Source organism: Siminovitchia jepli (assembly GCF_047228825.1).
Taxonomy (GTDB): Bacteria; Bacillota; Bacilli; order Bacillales; family Bacillaceae_C; genus Siminovitchia.
In genome coordinates this window covers 38332-60798 of record NZ_JBFEGN010000005.1, presented here as the reverse complement: position 1 = coordinate 60798, position 22467 = coordinate 38332, and the positions used below count along the sequence as shown (strand labels likewise).

At 44.0% G+C, this 22467-nt stretch carries 27 protein-coding genes; 25 read left to right on the top strand and 2 right to left on the bottom strand.

From position 1 onward, the window contains the following. The first annotated feature begins 1 nt into the window (after position 1). From recD2 to AB1L08_RS04315, 16 genes are all read left to right on the top strand, one after another. Positions 2 to 2392 carry an SF1B family DNA helicase RecD2 gene (gene recD2, locus AB1L08_RS04390; protein ID WP_413063465.1) on the top strand — a complete coding sequence of 797 codons (2391 nt, stop codon included), beginning with the start codon at positions 2 to 4 and terminating at the stop codon, positions 2390 to 2392. A 40-nt stretch (positions 2393 to 2432) separates the two neighbouring features. Continuing rightward, a complete protein-coding gene (locus AB1L08_RS04385) occupies positions 2433 to 2963 on the top strand; it encodes a PRC-barrel domain-containing protein (protein WP_413063464.1) in 531 nt (176 codons plus the stop codon). Beyond that, on the top strand, positions 2923 to 3111 hold the full coding sequence (locus tag AB1L08_RS04380) for a hypothetical protein (RefSeq protein ID WP_077110566.1): 189 nt from the start codon (positions 2923 to 2925) through the stop codon (positions 3109 to 3111). Before AB1L08_RS04385 ends, AB1L08_RS04380 begins: the two co-directional genes overlap by 41 nt. Before the next feature lie 107 nt (positions 3112 to 3218). Further along, positions 3219 to 4283: an AI-2E family transporter gene (locus AB1L08_RS04375; RefSeq protein WP_413063463.1), complete on the top strand. Its 1065-nt coding sequence runs from the start codon at positions 3219 to 3221 to the stop codon at positions 4281 to 4283. A 333-nt stretch (positions 4284 to 4616) separates the two neighbouring features. Then, positions 4617 to 7244 (top strand): alanine--tRNA ligase, encoded by a 2628-nt coding sequence (gene alaS / locus AB1L08_RS04370; protein WP_413063462.1) that lies wholly within the window; start codon positions 4617 to 4619, stop codon positions 7242 to 7244. 71 nt (positions 7245 to 7315) lie between these two features. Further along, entirely contained in the window at positions 7316 to 7585 is a 270-nt protein-coding gene (locus AB1L08_RS04365; RefSeq protein WP_413063461.1) for an IreB family regulatory phosphoprotein, read from the top strand. Next, positions 7585 to 8004 carry a Holliday junction resolvase RuvX gene (ruvX, locus tag AB1L08_RS04360; RefSeq protein ID WP_413063460.1) on the top strand — a complete coding sequence of 140 codons (420 nt, stop codon included), beginning with the start codon at positions 7585 to 7587 and terminating at the stop codon, positions 8002 to 8004. Before AB1L08_RS04365 ends, ruvX begins: the two co-directional genes overlap by 1 nt. A 9-nt stretch (positions 8005 to 8013) precedes the next feature. Continuing rightward, on the top strand, positions 8014 to 8298 hold the full coding sequence (locus AB1L08_RS04355; protein ID WP_413063459.1) for a DUF1292 domain-containing protein: 285 nt from the start codon (positions 8014 to 8016) through the stop codon (positions 8296 to 8298). A 137-nt stretch (positions 8299 to 8435) separates the two neighbouring features. Beyond that, positions 8436 to 9590 (top strand): endolytic transglycosylase MltG, encoded by a 1155-nt coding sequence (mltG, locus tag AB1L08_RS04350; RefSeq protein WP_413063458.1) that lies wholly within the window; start codon positions 8436 to 8438, stop codon positions 9588 to 9590. Positions 9591 to 9606: 16 nt separating this feature from the next. Then, a complete protein-coding gene (locus tag AB1L08_RS04345; RefSeq protein WP_413063457.1) occupies positions 9607 to 10260 on the top strand; it encodes an O-methyltransferase in 654 nt (217 codons plus the stop codon). A 160-nt stretch (positions 10261 to 10420) separates the two neighbouring features. Next, positions 10421 to 10897 (top strand): transcription elongation factor GreA, encoded by a 477-nt coding sequence (gene greA, locus AB1L08_RS04340; protein WP_413063456.1) that lies wholly within the window; start codon positions 10421 to 10423, stop codon positions 10895 to 10897. Between the two features lie 198 nt (positions 10898 to 11095). Continuing rightward, positions 11096 to 12862: a peptidoglycan D,D-transpeptidase FtsI family protein gene (locus AB1L08_RS04335; protein WP_413063455.1), complete on the top strand. Its 1767-nt coding sequence runs from the start codon at positions 11096 to 11098 to the stop codon at positions 12860 to 12862. A 62-nt stretch (positions 12863 to 12924) separates the two neighbouring features. Next, the gene (locus AB1L08_RS04330) at positions 12925 to 13551 is read left to right on the top strand and encodes a YrrS family protein (protein WP_413063454.1); all 627 of its coding nucleotides are present in this window, start codon (positions 12925 to 12927) and stop codon (positions 13549 to 13551) included. A gap of 21 nt (positions 13552 to 13572) precedes the next feature. Next, positions 13573 to 14265: a 5'-methylthioadenosine/S-adenosylhomocysteine nucleosidase gene (gene mtnN / locus AB1L08_RS04325; protein WP_413063453.1), complete on the top strand. Its 693-nt coding sequence runs from the start codon at positions 13573 to 13575 to the stop codon at positions 14263 to 14265. Positions 14266 to 14445: 180 nt separating this feature from the next. After that, positions 14446 to 15183: an RNA polymerase sporulation sigma factor SigK gene (gene sigK, locus AB1L08_RS04320; protein ID WP_413063452.1), complete on the top strand. Its 738-nt coding sequence runs from the start codon at positions 14446 to 14448 to the stop codon at positions 15181 to 15183. A gap of 17 nt (positions 15184 to 15200) precedes the next feature. Further along, the gene (locus AB1L08_RS04315) at positions 15201 to 15356 is read left to right on the top strand and encodes a hypothetical protein (protein ID WP_413063451.1); all 156 of its coding nucleotides are present in this window, start codon (positions 15201 to 15203) and stop codon (positions 15354 to 15356) included. 57 nt (positions 15357 to 15413) lie between these two features. Here AB1L08_RS04315 and pssA read toward each other — a convergent pair whose 3' ends face one another. Further along, positions 15414 to 15953, bottom strand: a complete 540-nt coding sequence (gene pssA, locus AB1L08_RS04310) for a CDP-diacylglycerol--serine O-phosphatidyltransferase (RefSeq protein ID WP_413063450.1) — start codon at positions 15951 to 15953, stop codon at positions 15414 to 15416. Positions 15954 to 16050: 97 nt separating this feature from the next. Between pssA and AB1L08_RS04305 the strand changes: the two genes are divergently transcribed. Next, positions 16051 to 16845: a phosphatidylserine decarboxylase gene (locus tag AB1L08_RS04305; RefSeq protein WP_413063449.1), complete on the top strand. Its 795-nt coding sequence runs from the start codon at positions 16051 to 16053 to the stop codon at positions 16843 to 16845. 38 nt (positions 16846 to 16883) lie between these two features. On the opposite strand, the gene AB1L08_RS04300 is transcribed toward AB1L08_RS04305, so the two are convergent. Beyond that, the gene (locus tag AB1L08_RS04300; protein WP_413063448.1) at positions 16884 to 17024 is read right to left on the bottom strand and encodes a sporulation histidine kinase inhibitor Sda; all 141 of its coding nucleotides are present in this window, start codon (positions 17022 to 17024) and stop codon (positions 16884 to 16886) included. 335 nt (positions 17025 to 17359) lie between these two features. On the opposite strand from AB1L08_RS04300, the gene AB1L08_RS04295 reads away from it, so the two are divergent. The 8 genes from AB1L08_RS04295 to AB1L08_RS04260 are packed head-to-tail and all read left to right on the top strand — an operon-like array spanning position 17360 to position 22387. Further along, a complete protein-coding gene (locus tag AB1L08_RS04295) occupies positions 17360 to 17881 on the top strand; it encodes a YqeG family HAD IIIA-type phosphatase (RefSeq protein ID WP_413063447.1) in 522 nt (173 codons plus the stop codon). Beyond that, complete coding sequence (yqeH, locus tag AB1L08_RS04290) at positions 17863 to 18984, top strand: ribosome biogenesis GTPase YqeH (protein WP_413063446.1); 1122 nt, start codon at positions 17863 to 17865, stop codon at positions 18982 to 18984. The genes AB1L08_RS04295 and yqeH overlap by 19 nt, the downstream gene beginning before the upstream one ends. A gap of 22 nt (positions 18985 to 19006) precedes the next feature. Next, positions 19007 to 19840, top strand: coding sequence for a shikimate dehydrogenase (aroE, locus tag AB1L08_RS04285; protein WP_413063445.1), 834 nt, complete (start codon positions 19007 to 19009; stop codon positions 19838 to 19840). 1 nt (position 19841) lies between these two features. Then, positions 19842 to 20135 carry a ribosome assembly RNA-binding protein YhbY gene (gene yhbY / locus AB1L08_RS04280; RefSeq protein ID WP_413063444.1) on the top strand — a complete coding sequence of 98 codons (294 nt, stop codon included), beginning with the start codon at positions 19842 to 19844 and terminating at the stop codon, positions 20133 to 20135. Positions 20136 to 20152: 17 nt separating this feature from the next. Next, positions 20153 to 20725: a nicotinate-nucleotide adenylyltransferase gene (locus tag AB1L08_RS04275; protein WP_413063443.1), complete on the top strand. Its 573-nt coding sequence runs from the start codon at positions 20153 to 20155 to the stop codon at positions 20723 to 20725. Beyond that, entirely contained in the window at positions 20715 to 21269 is a 555-nt protein-coding gene (gene yqeK, locus AB1L08_RS04270; protein WP_413063442.1) for a bis(5'-nucleosyl)-tetraphosphatase (symmetrical) YqeK, read from the top strand. The genes AB1L08_RS04275 and yqeK overlap by 11 nt, the downstream gene beginning before the upstream one ends. A gap of 18 nt (positions 21270 to 21287) precedes the next feature. Continuing rightward, a complete protein-coding gene (gene rsfS / locus AB1L08_RS04265) occupies positions 21288 to 21644 on the top strand; it encodes a ribosome silencing factor (protein WP_413063441.1) in 357 nt (118 codons plus the stop codon). Next, on the top strand, positions 21641 to 22387 hold the full coding sequence (locus AB1L08_RS04260; RefSeq protein WP_413063440.1) for a class I SAM-dependent DNA methyltransferase: 747 nt from the start codon (positions 21641 to 21643) through the stop codon (positions 22385 to 22387). Before rsfS ends, AB1L08_RS04260 begins: the two co-directional genes overlap by 4 nt. Positions 22388 to 22467: the final 80 nt, after the last annotated feature.

Here is a 22467-nt window from a genome sequence, read left to right as displayed (position 1 = left end):
CATGGAGCAGCATTCTCTTGATATCCGAACGGAGGAAGAAAATTTTATAAAAGGCCGCCACCTTGTCACCATTTTTCATAATGAGCGGAATTTCTATTCCGTCGTCAGGGTCAGGGTGGAAGAAACAAACGTCGGATATGAAGAAAAAGAAGCGGTTGTGACGGGTTATTTCCCCAAAATTCATGAACAGGAGACGTATATTTTTTACGGTGACTTAAAAGAGCACCCCAAATTCGGCCTGCAATTTCATGCGAAGCATTTTAAAAAAGATCTTCCGCAAACAAAGCAAGGGATTGTTGCCTATTTGTCCAGCGACCTTTTTAAGGGGATCGGCAAAAAAACGGCAGAGCGTATTGTAGATATACTCGGGGAAAACGCGATAACCCGCATTTTAACGGACCCTTCTTTATTGGATACGATACCAAGGATGTCTTCGGAAACAGCAAAGGATTTATATGACGCCTTGCTTGAGCACCAGGAATTGGAAAAAATCATGATCGGACTGAATCAATACGGTTTCGGACCGCAGCTGTCCATGAATATTTATCAAGTGTATAAAGAAAATGCATTGCATATCATTGAAAAAAATCCTTACCAGCTCATTGAAGACGTGGAAGGAATCGGTTTCGGCCGGGCCGATGAACTTGGTATTCAAATCGGCATAGATGGAATCCACCCTGACCGGATTAAAGCTGCGTGTCTTTATGTGCTCGAGCAGGATTGTCTGCAAAACGGCCATGTTTATTTGGAAGCGGACCAGCTGCTTGTAAAGGTCAAGAAACTGCTGGAAGACAGCCAGCCCGTGGAAATTCCGTATAATGTACTCAGCCAATACGTGATTCTGCTTGAAGAAGAGGGGAAAATCATTGGTGAAGAAAAGCGGATCTATATCCCTTCCCTTTATTTTTCGGAAATAGGGATTATCACCAATATCGAACGGTTGCTTGCGCAAAAACAATATGAAGAACAATTTCCCGAATCGGAATTTTTGCTTGCTTTGGGAGAACTGGAAGAAAGGCTTGGCATCCAGTATGCGCCCTCCCAAAGAGAAGCGATTCAAACGGCTCTAACAAGCCCGCTCATGATTTTAACCGGCGGGCCCGGGACGGGAAAAACAACGGTTATTAAGGGAATCGTGGAACTTTTTGCCGAACTGCACGGCTGCTCTCTTGATCTGCACGCTTATAAAGGTGAGCCGTTTCCCTTCGTATTGGCGGCCCCTACAGGACGGGCCGCCAAACGAATGGCGGAATCGACCGGTCTGCCGGCAGTAACGATTCACCGGCTTCTCGGAATGACGGGCCAGGAAGATATGGATGCAGACGGGGATCGGGAAATAGAAGGAAAAATCGTCATTATCGACGAGATGTCGATGGTGGACACATGGCTGGCCCATCAGCTGTTTAAAGCACTTCCGGATAATATCCAAGTCATTCTTGTCGGTGACGAGGACCAGTTGCCGTCGGTCGGTCCGGGACAAGTCCTGAAGGATTTATTAAGGTCCAATATCATTCCGACAGTAGAGCTGACTGATATTTACCGTCAAGCCGACGGATCTTCGATTATTGAACTGGCCCATACGATTAAAAAAGGAAACATCCCCGATCAAATCACCGAGCCCCAGGTCGATCGTTCATTTATTAAGTGCCATGGTTCACAAATCGGCGAGGTCGTCGAAAAGGTGGCCCAAAGCGCAGTCAAAAAAGGCTATTCTGCCAAAGATATTCAAGTGCTTGCACCGATGTACCGCGGACCGGCAGGGATTGATCAGCTAAACAAAATTTTGCAAAATGTCCTTAATCCGAAAGGAGGCAGCAATAAAAAGGAATTGTCTTTTGGGGATGTTTCCTACCGGATTGGCGACAAGGTGCTCCAGCTTGTCAACCAGCCGGAGAAAAACGTTTTTAACGGGGATATCGGCGAAATTATTTCAATTTTATATGCCAGGGAAAATGTAGAAAAGCAGGATATGATGATTGTTTCTTTTGAAGGAACAGAAGTCACATATTATCGCCAGGATTTTAACCAAATCACCCATGCTTTTTGCTGCTCCATTCACAAATCGCAAGGAAGCGAATTTCCCATCGTCATCCTTCCTGTCGTCAGAAATTACTATCGGATGCTGCGAAGAAATTTATTGTATACAGCGATCACCCGAAGCAAGGAATTTTTGATTTTGTGCGGGGAGGAAGAAGCGTTCCGAATGGGCATTTCAAGGGTGGAAGACCAAAAGAGACAAACAACACTGTTTGAAAAATTGGGGGCCCCAAAAAACTTGCCCTTGCAAGCGAATGAAACAAAAGAACAGGGAGATTTGTCGCCTGAAGAGAAGCTGTTTATGGTTGACCCAATGATCGGCATGGAAAATGTTACGCCTTATGATTTTCTTTAATCCAGCAGACAATAAAAATGTTCGGAAAGGCGGTGTTTCTTTGCGAACATTTTCTTTATTGAAGGGCAAGCCGGTGTATGATAAAGGCGGGGAACGGATCGGAGAGGTTTGCGACATTTGCATCGGAGAAGAGGGCTTGGTAACAGATCTCTTGCTGCTTGCGAAAGGTTTGATCGGAAAAAAGTACCGGCTCCCAATTCAGTCTGTTACATCGTTCGGGAATGATGGAGTCATGATCGACGGCAAAAACAGCCTGGTAAAATATAATGAGCTCGATGAAGAATTTACGATGCACCATCATCAGCCTTTATCCAAAAAAAACACCCTGTCCCAACAAGGAGACAAACTTGGCCTCCTGGATGATGTATATTTTATGGAAGAAGTGGGCACAATCGTTGGATATGAACTGACAGACGGTTTTTTTTCGGACATCACGGAGGGAAAGCGCGTCGTTCGTACCGCGAAACCTCCGGAAATCGGAAAAGATGCCATGATCGTGTCGGTAAAAACTCGACGAGGTGGAGAAGCCCATGATGAAATGTCCAAATTGCCAGAGCAAGGACCTGGGTAAAATTGGTGTCAACCAGTATTATTGCTGGAACTGTTTCATCGAGCTGTCCATTGGAAAACAAATGATATATACACACCAGGTGGAAGAAGACGGGTCTTTAAGTTCTTTGGATGATTTGTTTGATGAACAGCAACGCAAGTTGATTTAGGAAGCTGCCGTTTGGCAGCTTTCCGCTTCAACTTCCCTCCTTATTTTTCGATATTATGGTTAGAATTTGCCAAAGTCGAAAAAATAATGACAGGGAGGGGATACGCCTTGAAGGAATCACGCATACGCCTGTTGTATCAATTCGGCATGATTTTGATTGTTTTTATTCTGCTCTATTTTTTCTTATTAATTAAACCGTTGTGGGAGCCCCTCCTGAATGTTTTGTGGATCGGTGTTCTTCCCTTTGTGATCGGGGGTTTTATCGCCTATTTGCTTCACCCGCTCGTTGGGAGGCTGGAGCTGCTTGGCATGAATCGTTCCTATGCCATTCTATTCATCTATATTTTATTTTTTGGAGGAATCGGCTACGGGCTGTATTTGGGTATTCCCGCATTAATCGGGCAGATGCGACATTTTTCCGAGCATGTGCCCGAACTATTGGCGTATTACAAAGGATTAATCAGAGAATTGGATGCATCAACCTCCCGCTGGCCGGATGGCATGAAAAATGAACTGATGGCGCAGGTGGACAGTTTTGAACTTTGGATCGGGAAATTTATGGAAAAAGCCATTTCCTTTGTAGTGGGGCTCGTCAACTATGCGATTGTCCTTGCTGTTATCCCTTTTATTTCATTTTATTTTTTGAAAGATTTGGAGCGCGTAAAAACAGCAGCATGGTATATGACCCCGAAAAAATGGCGAAAAAATGCCGTGGCATTTTTATCCGCGGTCCATGTATCGCTTGGCGGGTATATTAGGGGGCAGTTGCTTGTCTGTTCCATCCTCGGCATCATTTCCAGCCTGTTGTTCTGGGTGATCGGGCTTGATTATCCAATCATACTGGGTTTGATCATCGCTTTCACAAACATTATTCCCTATTTTGGGGCCGTGATTGGAGCCGTTCCCGTTTTGGCCATAGCGCTCATGTCATCCATCAAGCAAGCTGTTTTTGCCCTGGGAATCATGGTGTTGCTGCAATTTTTGGAAGGCAACGTATTATCACCGTATATTGTCGGCAAATCGATTAATATCCATCCGCTTTTTATCATTGCTGCACTGATTATCGGCGGTGAGGCAGGCGGTATATTGGGCATGCTCATTGCGGTTCCGTTGCTGGCCGTGTTAAAAGTGGCCATCATCCATACCCGTGATTATTTGATCTATTCAAGATGAAGTCATGATTGACAAAGCGTTCATTCATTTCCTATAATTTCTGTAATAACAATAATGAAAAATCTATGATGGATCCATTCATGTTGCTGTCCATCCAAGCAGGCGAGATCTGCATAAGAGAGGAATTTCCGAGGCTGAAAGAGATTCCGGATGAAGGGCAACAATGAGCCAATCCTGAGAGCAGCTAATCCCTGCCGTAAACCGCGTTAAGGTACCAAGAGATATCAAATCAAATGAATTGTTTTGATAATCAGGGTGGTACCGTGACGAAGCTTCGCCCCTGGATGGGGAGGAGTTTTTTTTATTTTTAAAAATCGATTGGGAGGTTTTACCATGAACATGCTAACCGGAACTCAAATAAGGCAAATGTATCTGGATTTTTTCAAAGAGAAAGGCCATAAAGTGGAGCCAAGTGCTTCTCTCATCCCCCATGACGACCCGTCCTTGCTTTGGATCAACAGCGGGGTGGCGACTTTAAAAAAATATTTCGACGGCAGGGAAATTCCTGAAAATCCGCGAATTGTCAACGCCCAAAAAGCCATTCGGACGAATGATATTGAAAATGTCGGGAAAACGGCGAGACACCACACATTTTTTGAAATGCTCGGGAATTTTTCGATTGGAGATTATTTTAAAAAAGAAGCGATTGAATGGGCGTGGGAGTTTTTGACGAGCACCAGGTGGATCGGATTTGACAGTGATAAACTGTCTGTAACGATCCATCCGGAAGATGATGAAGCATTTGAAATTTGGAACAAACTTATCGGTTTGCCGAAGGAAAGAATCATCCGCCTGAAAGAAAATTTTTGGGATATCGGTGAAGGGCCGAGCGGTCCAAACTCCGAGATCTTTTATGACCGGGGGCCGGAATACGGAGATGATCCAAATGATCCGGAATTATATCCGGGTGGAGAGAACGAGCGATACCTGGAAATCTGGAATTTGGTTTTTTCCCAATTCAACCACAATCCCGATGGGACCTATACCCCGCTTCCAAAGAAAAATATAGATACGGGAATGGGGCTTGAGCGGATGGCATCCGTTGTTCAAAACGTGCCGACAAACTTTGACACGGACTTGTTTATGCCGATCATTCGGGAAACCGAAAAAATTTCCGGGCAGACATATGGGAAAATGGAAAAACAGGATACCGCCTTCAAGGTGATCGCAGATCATGTCCGGACAGTTACTTTTGCCGTATCCGACGGTGCGCTTCCTTCCAATGAGGGGAGAGGATACGTGTTAAGAAGGCTGCTGCGCAGGGCAGTCCGCTACGGTAAGGAAATCAGCATTCATAGACCGTTTATGTACAAGCTTGCACCCATTGTTGGCGAAATCATGAAAGATTACTACCCGGACGTATTAAAAAATGCCGATTTTATTCAACGCGTCATTAAAAATGAAGAGGAGCGCTTCCACGAAACATTGAATGAAGGTTTGGAGATACTTGCCTCTTTCATTAAAAAGGCGAAAGCCGAAGGAAGAGACACGATTCCCGGAGATCAAGTATTCAGATTGTATGACACGTATGGGTTTCCGTTGGAATTGACGGAAGAGTATGCAGCAGAAGAGCAGATGCAGGTTGATCATGAAGGCTTTGAAAAGGCGATGGCAAAACAGAGGGAAAGAGCCCGGTCTGCCCGCCAGGAAGCCGATTCCATGCAGGTCCAAAGCGGGGTCCTTGGCGAACTGAAGGTACAAAGCGCATTTATCGGCTATGATACGCTTCAAGTGAACTCAGTCGTTGAAGCGATTGTGAAAGAGGGTGAGCTTGTTACTGAAGCCGATGCAGGGGAAACCGTCCAAATTATTTTAAAAGAAACGCCGTTTTACGCAGAAAGCGGCGGGCAAATTGCCGATGAAGGAACGGTTGTCGGGAAAGGCCTGAAAGTGAAAATATCTGAAGTAAAAAAGGCACCGAACGGACAGCATCTTCACACCGGGTTCATAGAAGAAGGGACACTCAAAAAAGGAGATGAGGTGGTCGCCGCGGTTGATGAGCAAATGAGGCGGAAGGTGATTAAAAACCATACTGCGACTCACCTTTTGCACAAGGCGCTAAAGGATGTTCTGGGCGAACATGTCAACCAGGCGGGCTCCTATGTGGGGCCTGACCGCCTCCGCTTCGATTTTTCCCATTTTGGGGCAATTACGGAAGAAGAGCTGGAAAAAGTTGAAGCGATCGTCAATGAAAACATTTGGTCCAATCACCCTGTCAACATTTCTTATAAAAGTTTGGAAGAAGCAAAGAAGATGGGAGCGATGGCCCTTTTTGGCGAAAAATACGGAGAGACCGTCCGGGTTGTCCAGGCCGGAGACAGCCTGGAATTATGCGGCGGCTGCCACGTATCCAATACAGCTGAAATTGGACTGTTTAAAATTGTTGCTGAAAGCGGAATTGGCGCCGGAATCAGAAGAATTGAAGCCGTGACAGGCGAACATGCGTACCGCTTCATGAGCGGGCAATTAAGGAAGCTTCGCATGGTGGCCGACATGCTGAAAATAAAGCCGAACAATGTTGAGGAAAGAACCCAAAATTTGTTAAACGAACTAAAAGAGCTTCAGCGAGAAAATGAATCCCTTTCGGATAAACTGGCCCATCTGGAGGCTGGAAGTTTGCTTGGACAGGCAACTGAAATAGACGGCATCAAAGTGATCGCCAGCAAGGTGCAGGGTGCCGACATGAACACACTAAGAAGCATGGCTGACGACCTGAAGGGGCAAATCGGATCCGGTATCGTTGTACTGGGATCTGTCCAAAACGGCAAAGTAAACCTTATTGCCGCCGTTACGAAGGATTTGACTAATAAATACCATGCCGGAAAACTTGTCAAAGAAGTGGCTGCCCGCTGCGGCGGCGGAGGCGGGGGACGGCCCGACATGGCCCAGGCAGGAGGGAAAAATCCCGGCCAATTGGACGAGGCTTTATCTTTCGTCGGTGATTGGATAAAATCCATTTGATTCCAAGTCGAAATCATGTACAATGAAGACAGGTCATTCGTGAACGGCCGCATGAAAGAGGTGTTGTAAAAATGGGCTCTTTTGACGAAACGATGAGGTTCAATTTTCAAGAAGATCCGATGGACCATGATGTAAAAGGGGTTTTGCTCCATGTGTACAGGGCGCTTCAGGAGAAAGGATATAACCCCATTAACCAAATCGTCGGATATTTGCTTTCCGGGGATCCGGCCTATATTCCAAGGCATCATGACGCACGGAATCTTATGAGAAAGCTGGAACGGGACGAGATTATTGAAGAGCTGGTCAAATCATATTTATCTCAACATCGCGAGGAAAAATAATGCGCATGATGGGCCTTGATGTTGGTTCCAGGACGGTGGGAGTGGCCATTAGTGACGAAATGGGCTGGACTGCCCAGGGAGTTGAAACAATATCGATTAATGAAGAAAAAAAAATGTTTGGATTCAAGCGGATTGGTGAAATTATAAGAGAATACGGTGTCGAGAAAATCATTGTGGGCCTGCCAAAAAATATGAATAACACGATTGGGCCGCGTGGCGAGGCCTCCATGGCCTATGCTGATCTTCTCGCCAAAAAGTTTCAACTCCCGGTACTGCTCTGGGATGAACGCCTGAGTACGATAGCCGCCGAACGAGTATTGCTTGAAGCGGATGTAAGCAGAAAGAAAAGAAAAAAAGTCATCGATAAGATGGCGGCAGCCATGATCCTGCAAAGTTTCTTGGACAGCCAACAAAAATGAGGTGAAAAAATGGAAATGGATGAAAAATATTTTACTGTCGTAGATGAACAAGGAAATGAAGAATTGCATGAAATCCTTTTTACATTTGACTCCGATGAATTTAATAAGTCATATGTATTGTATTTTCCGGCAGGCGCCGACGAGGACGAAGATGATGAAATTGAAATTCATGCTTCCGCCTTTATTCCGAATGAAGAAGGCGAAGAAGGAAGCCTGCAGCCCATTGAAACCGAAGAAGAATGGGATATGATCGAAGAAATGCTCAACACTTTTTTGGCTGAAGATGAAGAGTAAATTTTTCCATGACAAACCGATCCCGTTACCGGGGTCGGTTTTATTCATTTTTTATCGCGTTAAAAATGAAAAATTCCATAATTATTGTATAATAGAAAAGGTATATAAGACAGAATACCGGGAGGGGATTCCCGTCTATGCAAGAGGGGACACAAAAACTGGATAAAGAAAAAAGGGCGGAACTGATCAGAAAAAATTTGCTTGAAAGAAGAAATGAGGCGATGATCATTAGAAAAATAGTGGCTATTATCGCCCTTATTACGGTTATATTGATGACAGCAACAGTCCTGGGAAGCATATTTTATATCAAATCTGCCTTAAAACCGGTTGATCCGGAAAACAATAAAACCGTCAAAATAGAGGTTCCGATCGGATCGTCAACCACTTCAATCGGAAAGCTGCTTAAGGAAAAAGGCATTATCAAAAATGCCACAGTATTTAAATATTACGTAAAGCTGAATAATGTTTCCGGTTTTCAGGCGGGTGTTTATGACATGGCGCCATCCATGACACTGAACGAGATATCCAAAACACTGCAAACGGGCATTTTGGCCCGGGAAGCGATTTTTAAAATTACTGTTCCGGAAGGATATCAATTGGAGCAAATTGCCGAAACGATAGAAAAACATACCGGCTACACAAAGAAAGAAATTATGGAGAAGCTGGATGATCAAGAAACGATCAAACAGTTCCAGGCAAAATATCCGGAACTGCTGACGGATGATATGTTTCACAAAAATATAAAACATCCGCTGGAAGGGTATTTGTATCCTGCAACCTATTCCTATTATGAAGAAAATCCGCCATTGGAATCAATCATTGATCCGATGATCAAAAAAACATACGGGGTAGTGGCCAAATATAATGAAAAAATGACGGAAAAAAAGGTGGATGTTCATGAATTGCTTACCTTGGCTTCTTTGATTGAAAAAGAAGCTACTGAAAAAGCCGACCGCCATCTTATTTCGAGTGTGTTTCATAACCGGATGCAAAAGGACATGCCTCTCCAAACGGACCCGACTGTATTATATGCATTGGGCAAGCATAAGGAAAGAACAATGTATAAAGATTTGGAGGTCGATTCTCCGTATAATACGTATAAAATGAAAGGCCTCCCCCCCGGCCCGATCGCCAATGCGGGAGAATCTTCCATTGAGGCAGCCTTAAACCCCGCCGAAAGCCAATATCTTTATTTCTTGGCGGAGTACGGAACAGGGGAAGTTCATTATGCCAAAACATTGGAAGAGCATAACAAGCTAAAGGCAAAATATATTACAGACAAAAGAGATTAGGACCGGAGGTTTTCCCATGAATGAATTAGTCCGACAATATGTGGAATCTTTTCTTCCTCCAAGAAATGAGCTTTTACGGGAATTGGAACGCATTGCCGAAAAAGACAATGTTCCGATTATGGAGCCAATGTCCATCAATGTCATGCTTCAAATCATGAGAATCCAAAATCCGGCACGAATATTGGAAATAGGGACGGCGATCGGATATTCCGCTTTAAGGATGGCTTATGCCCTGCCTGCAACAAAGATTGTCACGATTGAACTGGATGAACAGAGGGCAAAGGAAGCTATACAAAACTTTCAGCGTGCAGGCCTGGAAGCAAGAATTGCATTGCTTGGGGGAAATGCGTTGGAATTGTTTGATGAGGCGGCGGCATTTGGTCCATACGATGCCATTTTCATCGATGCAGCGAAGGGTCAATATATGAATTTTTTTAACATGTACAGCAAATTGTTGACAAATAATGGTTGTGTCTATTCAGACAACGTTTTATTCAAGGGACTTGTTGCAGAAGAATCTGTTGAAAATAAACGGCTGAAAGGAATTGTAAAAAAGTTGAAGGAATATAATCAGACGTTAATGGAAAAAACAGACTTTATAACGACCATTATTCCGGTGGGTGACGGGCTTGCAGTCAGCAAAAAAATCGGTTTTCACCGTTCAGGGTAAATTTCCTTGAACAAAAGTCATTTTTATATTACGATAGCATAGATAATATATAGAAATGGGCAGGAAACGCAGGCGCGCCATTCATTTGGCGCGCTGTCATGTATTAAAAGGACCATTTCCCGGATACAAAGGGAAATGACATGAATAAGGAGTGAGGGTTATGGCAACGGAAAAAGTATTTCCTATGACAAAAGACGGAAAAGAAAAGCTTGAAAAAGAACTTGAATATTTAAAATCTGTAAGACGAAAAGAAGTCGTCGAACGGATCAAGGTCGCAAGGAGTTTCGGGGATTTATCCGAAAACTCGGAGTATGATTCGGCGAAAGAAGAGCAGGCCTTTGTGGAAGGGCGAATTACCACGTTGGAGAACATGATCCGCAATGCGAAAATCATTGAGGATGATGAGTTGAATTCCGATCTGGTAACGCTCGGAAAAACGGTGACATTTGTTGAACTGCCCGATGGTGATGAAGAGACATATACCATTGTCGGCAGTGCAGAAGCGGATCCATTTGAGGGAAAAATATCAAATGACTCCCCGATTGCCAAAAGCTTAATCGGCCAAAAGGTCGATGATGAAGTAACCGTCCAAACGCCGGGCGGTGAAATGAGGGTTCGAATCGTATCTATCAAATAAGGAAAGCACGGCAGCCAAAAAAATGGCGGGCCGTGTTTTTTTTGGAAGATCAGCAAAGTATAAATGGGCAGTTTGCCAATTTAATCAAATCCAACCTCTCACCACTCACTTCTCCGAAAGAACGCCTCAGCGTTTTTTCTTAAATTAAATGGTTATCACAAGGTTTCCGCGGCAACAATGGGGATGAGGTGCTTTACCATGAAAAGACGGATTCTTGTGATGGCCATTGCCATATTTTTTATGTTTACGGTGTTGCTGGGCAGGCTCATGGAAATACAATTGTTTCAGACGGAGCATTTTTCAAAGCATCGTGTGAATCTGATCAAGGAAAGTGTCAAACAGCGGACATTGGAGCTTGTGCTTGATGACGGGCGGGGACAATTTTTGGATTCGGAGGGAAACCCGCTCTCAGTTGAAAAGAAACCCGTTCTCGTACTGTTCCCTTTCATAAACACAATTGATTGGAAAAGCGGGGAATTGGCCCGGATATTGAATATTCCGCAGGCGGAACTGGAAAGGCAGGTGGCCAATGCCAAGGAACCGTTTGTTGCCGGATTGGACCAGCCATACATATTGACGGAAGAGCAAAAGAAACAAATAGAACGTCTGCGTGTGCCGGGTGTTTTTGCCGTGGAAAAACAATTTCCCGCTGCCAAACCGCTGGCCGGACAGTTTATCGGCGTTTACGGTGAAAATGAAAAAATGTTTAAAGGGCGTTATCCAAAAAAGGACAGAACGAATATAAAACTCGGAATTACGGGTTTGCAATACCATTTTGATGAATTTTTGCTTCCCGAACGAGAATCAAAACTTGTTTACCATGTGGACGGTCTCGGTCACCCGTTATTCGGTATTCAGGTAAAATATACGGGAGACGGAAACCCTTTTTATCCTTTGCAAGTGAAGACAACCATCAAGCGCGCCTATCAGGAAAAGATAGAAGAATTGCTTGATCTTCATTACATTCAAAAAGGCGGGGCCATTTTGCTTGATGTACAGACAAATGAAATTTTGGCTGCAGCCTCCCGGCCTCATATCAATCCGAAAAACCCATACTCGGATGAAGGTTCGGTGAATTGGATGTTCAAGCAGCTCATCCCCGGATCGGTGTTTAAAACAGTGGTAGCGGCTGCAGCAATAGAAGAAGGGCTTGTCAAGGAAGAAGAAATATATCATTGCGATGAAGGTCTCAGGGGGGAAGCCGCCAACAGACAACTGGGCAATTTGAATTTTGAAGACAGCTTTGCCCAAAGCTGCAACATCGCCTTTGCGGAACTCGCATGGAAATTGGTTAAAGAAGACCCGGCGAAGTTGGAGAAATATGCCAGGAAAATGGGTGTTATCGATTCTGTCGCTTGGGAAGACAAACTTTTCCATATAGAGCATTTTCGGCAATTTGGCCATGATGAAGGGAGAATATTTGCAGATGAAAAGAGCAAACGTGACCGAAATTACGTTTTTCAAACCGGGATTGGACAGCAGGAGGTTCGCTTATCACCCGTTTCGGTGGCAAACATGATGGCCACAATTGCCCGCGGGGGTAAAAAGATGACTGTCAAGGCAGTCTCGGAAATTCAATACGGGAACGGAACAGTTATGGCCAAATTTGACCAAAAGAGATTAAAAGGGGAGGAATTGGCTCCCTATACCGCGATCCAACTACAACGGCTTTTAAGGAAGGTCGTTACAGAGCCAAACGGAACCGGGAATGTATTCCAAAACCTGCCTTATGAAGTGGCAGGCAAAAGCGGAACCGCCGAAACAGCCAGGATGAAGGATGGGGAGCAGCTTCACAATAAATGGTTTGCAGGCTATTTTCCATTTGACAATCCGAAATATGCTCTTGTAGTTGTCAATTTGGATGTCCCTCCAAATGAAGGGGGGATCAATAAGCTGTTCGCTGATATCGTTTCCATGATTTACGAGGAAAATCAGGTTCATGCGAATTTTTCTCCAAACCAATAAAAATAATTCACGTACATCCCGGGCCATGATATGATATTGTCAATGAGAAACGGAGGGATATTATGCCGGTTGACTTTAATCAGCGTTCACGGTCTGAACTCAGGGCAAAAAGAAGAAAGACAAACATCATTTTAAATACGCTTATTGCGATCGTTATCATCCTTATTCTCATTGTGGGCGGAAGAATTTTTTTCGGCGGAGACAACCCGAATGAACCGGATGTGGCTGCTAACCCGCCGGACTCCAAAAAGATAGCGGATCAGGAGAAAAATGATCAAACAAAAAAATCATTAAATGAAGAAAATGAAGCGCCAAAAGAATCCGAGGAGGAACCGGAAGAAAAGATTGAAAAGGAAAGTGATGAACCGAATGTAGAAAAGGTCATCATTGATCCGAATTGGGAACCGGTCGGGACGGAGCAGACCAACGGTCATCAGCCATCATACAACAAAGGTACAGTGGATTGGAACGAAAAGTTAAAGGCAGTTTCCCATGCTGTCGACATTCCGGAAGACAACATGATTCTGTGGTGGATTGAAGGCGGGGAAGACCGTCAAAATCAGGCCATCGCCACTGTGTCAGCCAGGGGCAGTGAAGATACATACAGAGTCTTTATAGAATGGGTCGATGGTGAAGGCTGGAAGCCGACTGAAGTAAAAAAATTAATACAAAATGATAAAAAACAATAGACAGGCGGGAGTCATGTTTCCATGAAAATAGGAATTATCGGGGCAATGGAAGAAGAAGTTGCCTTATTGCGAAATAAGATGGACAATGCAAAGACGGATGTAATTGGCGGCTTTGAATTTACGGAAGGGCTTCTTGAAGGAAAAGAGGCCGTATTGTTAAAATCTGGCATTGGAAAAGTTAATGCAGCCATGTCGGCGGCGATTCTTTTGGAAAAATACAAACCTGATCTGGTCATTAACACCGGATCTGCCGGGGGATATAATCCGGACCTAAACATCGGGGACCTGGTCATTTCGGATGAGGTGCGCCACCATGACGTGGATGCGACTGCATTCGGTTACGAGTATGGGCAGGTGCCGCAGATGCCGGCTGCTTATAAAGCTGACCCGGCATTAATGGAAGCGGCCCTTAAAGCAGCGGAAAAAATTATGGGAATACGTACAGAACAAGGGTTGATCGCAACAGGGGATTCGTTCATGAGCGACCCGGAAAAGGTTGCATTTGTCCGGGGGAAATTTCCGGATCTCCAGGCGGTTGAAATGGAAGGGGCCGCCATTGCACAAGCTGCCTTTCAGTTTAAAACGCCTTTCGTGATTATTCGGTCATTATCTGACATTGCCGGAAAAAAATCTGAAATATCATTTGATCAATTCATTGAAAAGGCATCGGCCAATTCCGCTGCACTTGTCATTGAAATGATCAAGATTTTGTAAAAGGAAATCGGGGACAGATCCAAAGGACCGCCCCGTTTTTTTATGCTTAAAAGCTGTTTTCCATACTTGTTTAAAAAACGAAGTGAATGTTGCAATCAGGCCTATTTTGCCAGGACAAGCAAGTGTCTCCCCAAATACACATATACTTGTTGTAAGTCTTAAAAAAATGGGGGTGAGGAATTGTCCGGAATCTTGACGGCAATCGGCCTGTTATGGAAAGAACTTATTTTTTTAGTCTCATACGTAAAGAATAATGCATTTCCTCAGCCGCTTTCTCCTGAAGACGAAAAAAAATATTTAAAAAGAATGGAAGCCGGAGATGAAGAAGCTCGAAATATTCTAATAGAGCATAATCTTCGGCTTGTCGCCCATATCGTCAAAAATTTTGAAAATACAGGGGAAGACTCCGAAGACTTGATCTCAATCGGTACGATTGGATTAATCAAGGCAATTGAGAGCTATTCCACTGGTAAAGGAACAAAATTGGCAACTTATGCCGCGCGCTGTATAGAAAATGAGATTCTCATGCATTTGCGTGCGCTGAAAAAAACAAAGAAAGACGTATCGCTCCATGACCCCATAGGCCAGGACAAAGAAGGAAATGAAATTTCCCTGATGGATGTGTTGAAATCTGACGCAGAAGATATTTTTGAAACGATACAGCTTAATATGGAACTTGAGAAGGTAATGGCATATATTAATGTTTTGGATGAACGGGAGAGAGAAGTCATTATCGGCCGATTCGGCTTAAATCTTGAGAAGGAGCGGACCCAAAGGGAAATAGCAAAAGAATTGGGGATATCCAGAAGTTACGTATCCCGGATAGAAAAAAGAGCTTTGATGAAAATGTTTCACGAATTTTACCGGGCGGAAAAAGATAAAATGAATCAGATTAAAAAGAAAGGCGAGCATTCATAAGTAAATACCAGGGAAGGGTGATCATCATCAATCATCCCGATGCCGATCATTTCATTGAATATAAGCTGGAAGTGGAAAGGATGATTTATGAGGGAGGAGGTGTTTTTGAGGAATTGCCGATTAGGACAGACGCCCTTTATGACAGCAGGAAACCGGAAAATGCAAGCGGATAATGCACATGCACAATAAAAAAGCCAGTTCGCACTTCATGTCGCGCAACTGGCTTTTTGTTATATCTTTTTTAGGGTAAAAGTACTGATCATCAGAAAGGACAGTATAAGGGTAATAAATAAAAATGATGAGGGCGGTAAATAGGGAACGGCTAAAAAGCTCAATGTCAGCAGGCAGCCCGCGGCAGTAATGGGGAGCCCCGTAAAGTAACAATTGTTCTCGGTTATGTTAAATCTGGCAAGTCGGAATGCCCCGCAGCCAATGTAAAAAACCGTAAAAAATATTCCCGGAAAACCAAACAAATTCAAAATTCCTTGGTATAATAGCAAGGCGGGAGCAACACCGAACGAAATAATGTCACTCATTGAATCCAGCTGTTTTCCCAAGTCCGATTCAATATGCAGTTTTCTGGCTGCCATTCCATCAAAACGATCGGTCAAAGCGGCGACAAAGATAAGTAAAAGGCTTAAGTGGAGTTGGCCGTTTATGCCGGCAATAATGGCAAATCCCCCAAGGCCCAAATTGATCAAGGAAAGCACATTGGCAACTTGGGACTTTAATTTTTTTATTGTATGATCGACGACTTCTGATAAAAACATAGGTGGTTCCCCCTTTTTTAATAAGCCTTTTTATTATATCATTATATGGTTTCTATAACAGAAAGTTAAGAAGAATTTTGTTTGGAGGTATTTTTTGTTGAGGGCGAGACTGTATCGCTTTTTCATTGAGTTATCGAACGGGCCTTTGACTTCCAGGGCACTTAAAAGGTTTTCATGTTCCCGGTTAAGCAGGCCATTCATTAAATCATATGCGAGGTTTTATCGGATTAATCATGAAGAAATGTTGGAAGATATAGCCCAGTACCCGAACTTGCATGCTTTTTTTACAAGGAAGCTTAAGGCGGCGGTACGCCCGGTTGACCGGAGACCTGACATCGTTACGAGTCCCGTGGATGGTGTTTTGGAGGAAGTCGGGTTGATTCATCCGACGAAGGAAATTATAGTAAAGAATAAAACTTATTCGGTTTCCGAAATGCTTGGGAGCAAAGAAAAAGCAGAAAAATATTCGGGCGGCATTTTCATGATCATTTATTTGAGCCCTTCCCATTATCACAGGATCCACAGTCCGGTCAATGGAAAAGTGGCGGCCGTTTATTCCAGGGGAAGCAGGTCTTACCCGGTAAACCGGTTCGGGTTAAAATACGGCAAGTCGGCGTTGTCGAAAAATTACCGGGTCATTACAGAAATGATGACGGATGGCGGATCAGTCGCCATGATAAAAGTGGGGGCCATGTTCATCAATTCGGTCATCGTGACAAATCACAACAAAATGTGGCAAAAAGGGGAGGAAGTGGCCTATTTTTCGTTCGGATCTACGGTAATCCTGTTGTTTGAAAAAAACAGATTCAAACTGAATGATAAGATCAAGCCGAAATTCGAGGTAAAAATGGGAACCCCGATCGGACAATTTCATTCCGATAAAAATCATTAAGCACCTGAGAACAGCAGGTGCTTAAACATCATAGGAACTCAACATGATACTTCTATTTGCGAGGCCAATGAACGCCGCTTGATTTCCAATTCCATCAACGTAATGAAATCACGGTTTAAGTTTAATTTTTTTGCCTTAAAATACGTTTCGATCAATAGTTCATCTGACAACTTTTTCACCGCTCCACCTCCAGAGGAATTCAAGTTCTAAAGTTGTTGTTTCAAGAATACACTAGTACATTGAATGCTATATTCACTTTAACAAATAAAAGGCGTTGGAACAAGCGTTCCTTTATCCACAACCGGCGGTGGATAAACTGTTGTTAATTTGTTTATAAGATTTAACAACCTTGCCAAGGAAACCTTTTTTCTGTTTATAAAGTTACCCACAGTTTGAAAGTTGCTGTAATTTGTCGAAAAATTTCATCCGTTTTTTTGCCGTTTGTTACATTTTGAAAGAAGCATAAAGATTATATATGATGAACATATGAAAAGAAATAACGAGGTGCACGCATTTGTTAAAACAATTTTTGCCAAACGAGTACTTAAAAAGCATATTTCATTTACAGCCAGAAAAATTGAAAGACCAGGGTATAAAGGGAATTATTACAGATTTGGACAATACCCTTGTTGAGTGGGACCGTCCAAATGCCACACCGAGACTTGTGGACTGGCTGGAAGAGATGAAAAGAAATAACATGAAAATAACGATTGTATCGAATAATAATCAGAGCCGTGTGAAAGCTTTTTCGGAACCGCTAAGTATACCATTTATACATAAAGCAAGAAAACCATTGGGCTCCGGGTTCAGGAAGGCTGCAAAAGAAATGGGGCTGTCCAGGGAAGAAACCGTCATCGTGGGCGATCAGCTTTTAACAGATATATTTGGCGGAAACCGCGCCGGTTTTTACACGATCCTTGTCGTTCCTGTAGCACAGTCGGATGGATTTTTTACCCGATTTAACCGGATGATTGAAAGAAAAATTATGGCCAGCTTAAAACGAAAAGGGCTGATTCAATGGGAGGAAGAGATGTGAATCACGGCAGTGACATGCATTGCGTAGGCTGCGGAGCAGCAATTCAAACTGCGGAACCCGGAAAAGTGGGTTATACGCCCCCTTCCGCATTGGAAAAGGAAGAAATCATCTGCCAAAGATGTTTCAGGTTAAGACATTATAACGAGGTGCAGGACGTTTCCCTGAATGACGATGATTTTCTGCACATATTGAACGAGCTTGGGAGAACGGACAGCTTAATTGTAAACATGATAGACATTTTTGATGTAAATGGAAGCTGGCTTCCCGGCTTGCAGCGATTTATCGGAAATAACCCGATCATGCTGATTGGAAATAAAGTGGATTTGCTGCCGAAATCGACGAACAAATCAAAACTCGCATTATGGCTGAAGAAAGAAGCGAAGGAAATGGGGCTCAATCCCATCGATGTACTGCTCGTCAGTTCGGCAAAAGGATTTCAAATCAGGGAAGCCATGGAACAGATCGAAAAATTCCGGAATGGGAAGGATGTATATGTTGTCGGATGCACCAATGTAGGGAAATCGACTTTTATCAACCGCATCATCAAGGAAACTGCCGGGGAAGAAAATGTGATTACCACTTCTCCGGTTCCCGGCACTACATTGGACATGATCAATATTCCGCTGGAGGACGGCAAACATCTCGTCGATACCCCGGGCATCATCAATGATCATCAAATGGCCCATTTTATCGGGAAAGAAGATTTGAAGGCCATTACGCCAAAAAAAGAAATCAAGCCGCGGGTCTATCAATTGAACGAGAGACAGACCCTTTTTTTCGGCGGGCTTGCCCGCCTTGATTATGTAAAGGGCGGACGGAGACCGCTTGTCTGTTATTTGGCGAACAGCTTGGATATCCACCGCACAAAACTTGAAAAAGCGGATGAATTGTATAAGGCCCATGCCGGAGAGCTGCTGCAGCCTCCGGGCAAGAAAAGCCTTGAAACATTTCCGGAACTAGTCCGCCACGAATTCAAGATTAAAAAAGAAAAAATGGATATCGTGTTTTCGGGCCTTGGCTGGGTAACTGTCAACGAAGGCGCGGTTGTAGCGGCATACGCTCCGAAAGGCGTTGGCGTCATGCTTCGTAAATCACTCATTTAATCGGGAGAGGAAGGGTTGGACTGTGAAGAAATTATATGGAATTATCGGGGATCCGGTCAGTCAATCATTATCACCGCAAATGCACAATCAAGAATTTGAGAAATTGGGAATCGCCGCTTATTATCACCCTTTTCGGATTGCTAAAAAGGATTTGCCTTCCGGGATCGAGGGAATGAAAGTGATAGGCGTCCAAGGATTCAACGTAACGGTACCCCATAAAGTGGCTGTCATCCCGCTTCTTGATGAAATAGACCCGCTTGCGCAAAAAATAGGGGCTGTCAATACGGTTGTACGGCAGGATGACAAATTTGTCGGGCATAACACGGACGGCTTGGGATTTGTAAGGGCGCTGCAAATGGACTGGAAAGAAGATTTGGCAGACGAACCGGCCCTTATCATCGGAGCCGGAGGAGCGGCACAGGCCATTTACTTTTCGCTGCTTTCGGCCGGCGTCAAACATATCGACATATGCAACAGGACCATTGAAAAGGCGAAAAAAATAATTAAATCCAGCCCATATGAGGCCAGTTCCCGCGCGCTGACCCTTGAAGCAGCCGAAAAGGAAATGGGGAACTATTCTTTAGTCATCCAGACGACATCGATCGGAATGGCTTCAACCGAGGGCAAAAGCCCCGTTTCGCTCGACAAGTTGACGGCCGGTGCCTTTGTATCCGATATTATTTATAACCCTGGACGAACGGCATTTTTAAAGCAGGCAGCCCGTAAAGGGGCAAAAACGCAAAACGGGGTTGGGATGCTCGTCCATCAAGGTGTGCTCGCGTTTGAAAAATGGACAGGCATCACACCCGATGCAGGCCGGATGGCCGAGGTTGTGAAAGCACATATGGGAGGATAATATGTTAACAGGAAAACAAAAACGTTTTTTACGATCAAAGGCACACCATCTCCACCCTATATTTCAGGTTGGAAAAGGCGGTGTGAATTTGAATATGATCAAACAGATTAACGAAGCATTGGAAGCCCGTGAGCTGATCAAAATCAGTGTTCTGCAAAACTGTGAAGAAAACAGGGAGACGGTGGCAGCCGCCATTATCGAAAGCACCGGTGCTGAACTTGTCCAATTGATCGGAAAAATCATCATCTTATATAAAAAATCGAAGGAAAACAAAACGATAGAATTGCCAGGTTAACTGTAAAGGGTGACAGCATGAAAAGAAAAGTCGGGATTTTGGGAGGGACATTTGATCCGCCTCATCTCGGGCATTTAATCATAGCCAATGAAGTGCTTGATCAATTGGGGCTGGATGAAGTAAAATTCATGCCAAATCAGGAGCCTCCCCACAAAACAAGAAATACAGGAACGAATGCGTCGGACCGTTTAAAAATGCTGGAACTTGCCATTGAAGACCACCCGAAGTTCTCATTGGAAACAATTGAATTGGAACGTCAGGGACGTTCATATACGTATGACACGATGAATGAATTAAAAGAAAAAAATCCGGACGTTGATTTTTATTTTATTATCGGTGCGGACATGGTGGAGTACTTGCCGAACTGGCATAAAATTGATGAACTCGTAAAATTTGTTCGATTCGTTGGTACGAACCGCCCCCATTTCCGGCTGGCAACACCGTACCCAATTCAATATGTCAAAGTTCCGCAGGTAGACATATCTTCCTCCTTGATTCGAAACCGGATAAAGACAGGAAAATCGGTAAAATATTTATTGCCTGACAAGGTGATTCGTTATATGGAGGGGAATCGGTTGTATGGATCGTGAAAAAGCTTTACAAATCGTTCAAAAAAGAATATCGGGCCCAAGGTTTGACCATACGGTCCGCGTGCTTGAAACCGCGCTGGACTTGGCGAAACAATATGGTGCGGATGAGAAAAAAACAGAGATCGCAGCCATTTTTCACGATTATGAGAAGCACCGGCCGGTTAGTGAATTACAATCGATCATTGTGGAAAAGAAACTTGATTCACGATTGTTGGATTACCATTCGGAGCTATGGCATGGGCCGGCGGCCGCGTTCATCGTTCAAGAGGAGTTGGGCATTCGCGATGATGACGTGAGAAATGCCATCCGCTATCACACAACCGGAAGGGCAGGCATGTCATTATTGGAAAAGATCATTTATTTGGCTGACTATATAGAGCCGGGGCGCCAGTTTCCCGGATTGGAAGAAGTCAGGGATCTTGCCAAAACGGATCTCGATTTGGCTTTGAAAAAAGCCATTGGCAACACAATCAAATTTTTGATCGATAAATCAGCCCGAATTTTTCCGGATACATTTGAGGCCTATAACGACTTGGTAAAATAAAAAGGAGGAATTCCGATTTTGGATGCAAAATCAATATTGAAAGCTGCGTTTATGGCAGCAGATAATAAAAAAGCGGAAGATATTGTTGTTTTGAATATGCAGGGCGTTTCATTGATTGCCGATTATTTTCTCATTTGTCATGGCAGCTCGGAAAAGCAGGTGCAGGCCATCGCCAGGGAAGTAGTCCGCTCTGTCGAAGAAAAGGGCTTGGACATTAAAAGAATTGAAGGCATGGACGAAGCCAGATGGGTCCTTATAGATATGGGTGACGTCATTGCCCACGTTTTCCACAGGGATGAAAGAAATTACTATAATTTGGAGCGGCTTTGGGGAGACGCGCCATTGGAAAACATTCAAAAGGAAATTTCTCCGTGAGCTATGAACAATTTTCCTGTATTTATGACCGTTTAATGAATGATGCTCCGTATGACAAATGGGTTGAATATGTCCACAAAGAAAAAAGCCGGTTTCAAGTTTCCGGAAATCGGCTGCTCGATTTGGCCTGTGGTACAGGGGAGTTATCCATCAGGCTGATCAAGGATGGATTTCAGGTTACGGGCGTTGACCTGTCCGACAGCATGTTGGTTATGGCTGCCTCCAAGGCAGCCGAAAAAGGGGTTCAACTGCCTTTGTTTCAGCAGGACATGAGCAAGTTGGAAGGCCTGCCTGCCTTTGATTTCATCACCATTTTTTGTGATTCCTTAAACTACTTGCGTTCGGAACACCAGGTTAACGAAACATTCAGGCGTGTGCATAGCCATTTGGAAAATGGCGGGCTTTTCATGTTCGATATCCACTCCATGTTCCAAATATTTCACGGGTTTTCGAACAGGACATTCACATTCAATGAAAAGGATATTTCATACATTTGGCATTCTTATCCCGGAACAGCCCGCCATTCTATTGAACATGAACTCACTTTTTTTGTTTTGGATCATAAGACAGGCCAATATGACCGGATCGATGAGTGGCATTATCAGCAGACGTATCCGATTGAACAATACAGGGCTTGGCTGGAAGCGGCCGGATTCGATGTTCTTCGGGTAACAGCCGACTTTTCAGATGATCCCCCGGTAGAAACGTCGAAAAGGATCTTTTTTACATGCAGAAAACAATAAACGCAGAAGCAATGCCGATTGCATATGATCGGCATTCTTCCCCAATGGCAAGAAAGGATTGCCAGAATGTTAAAAAGCAT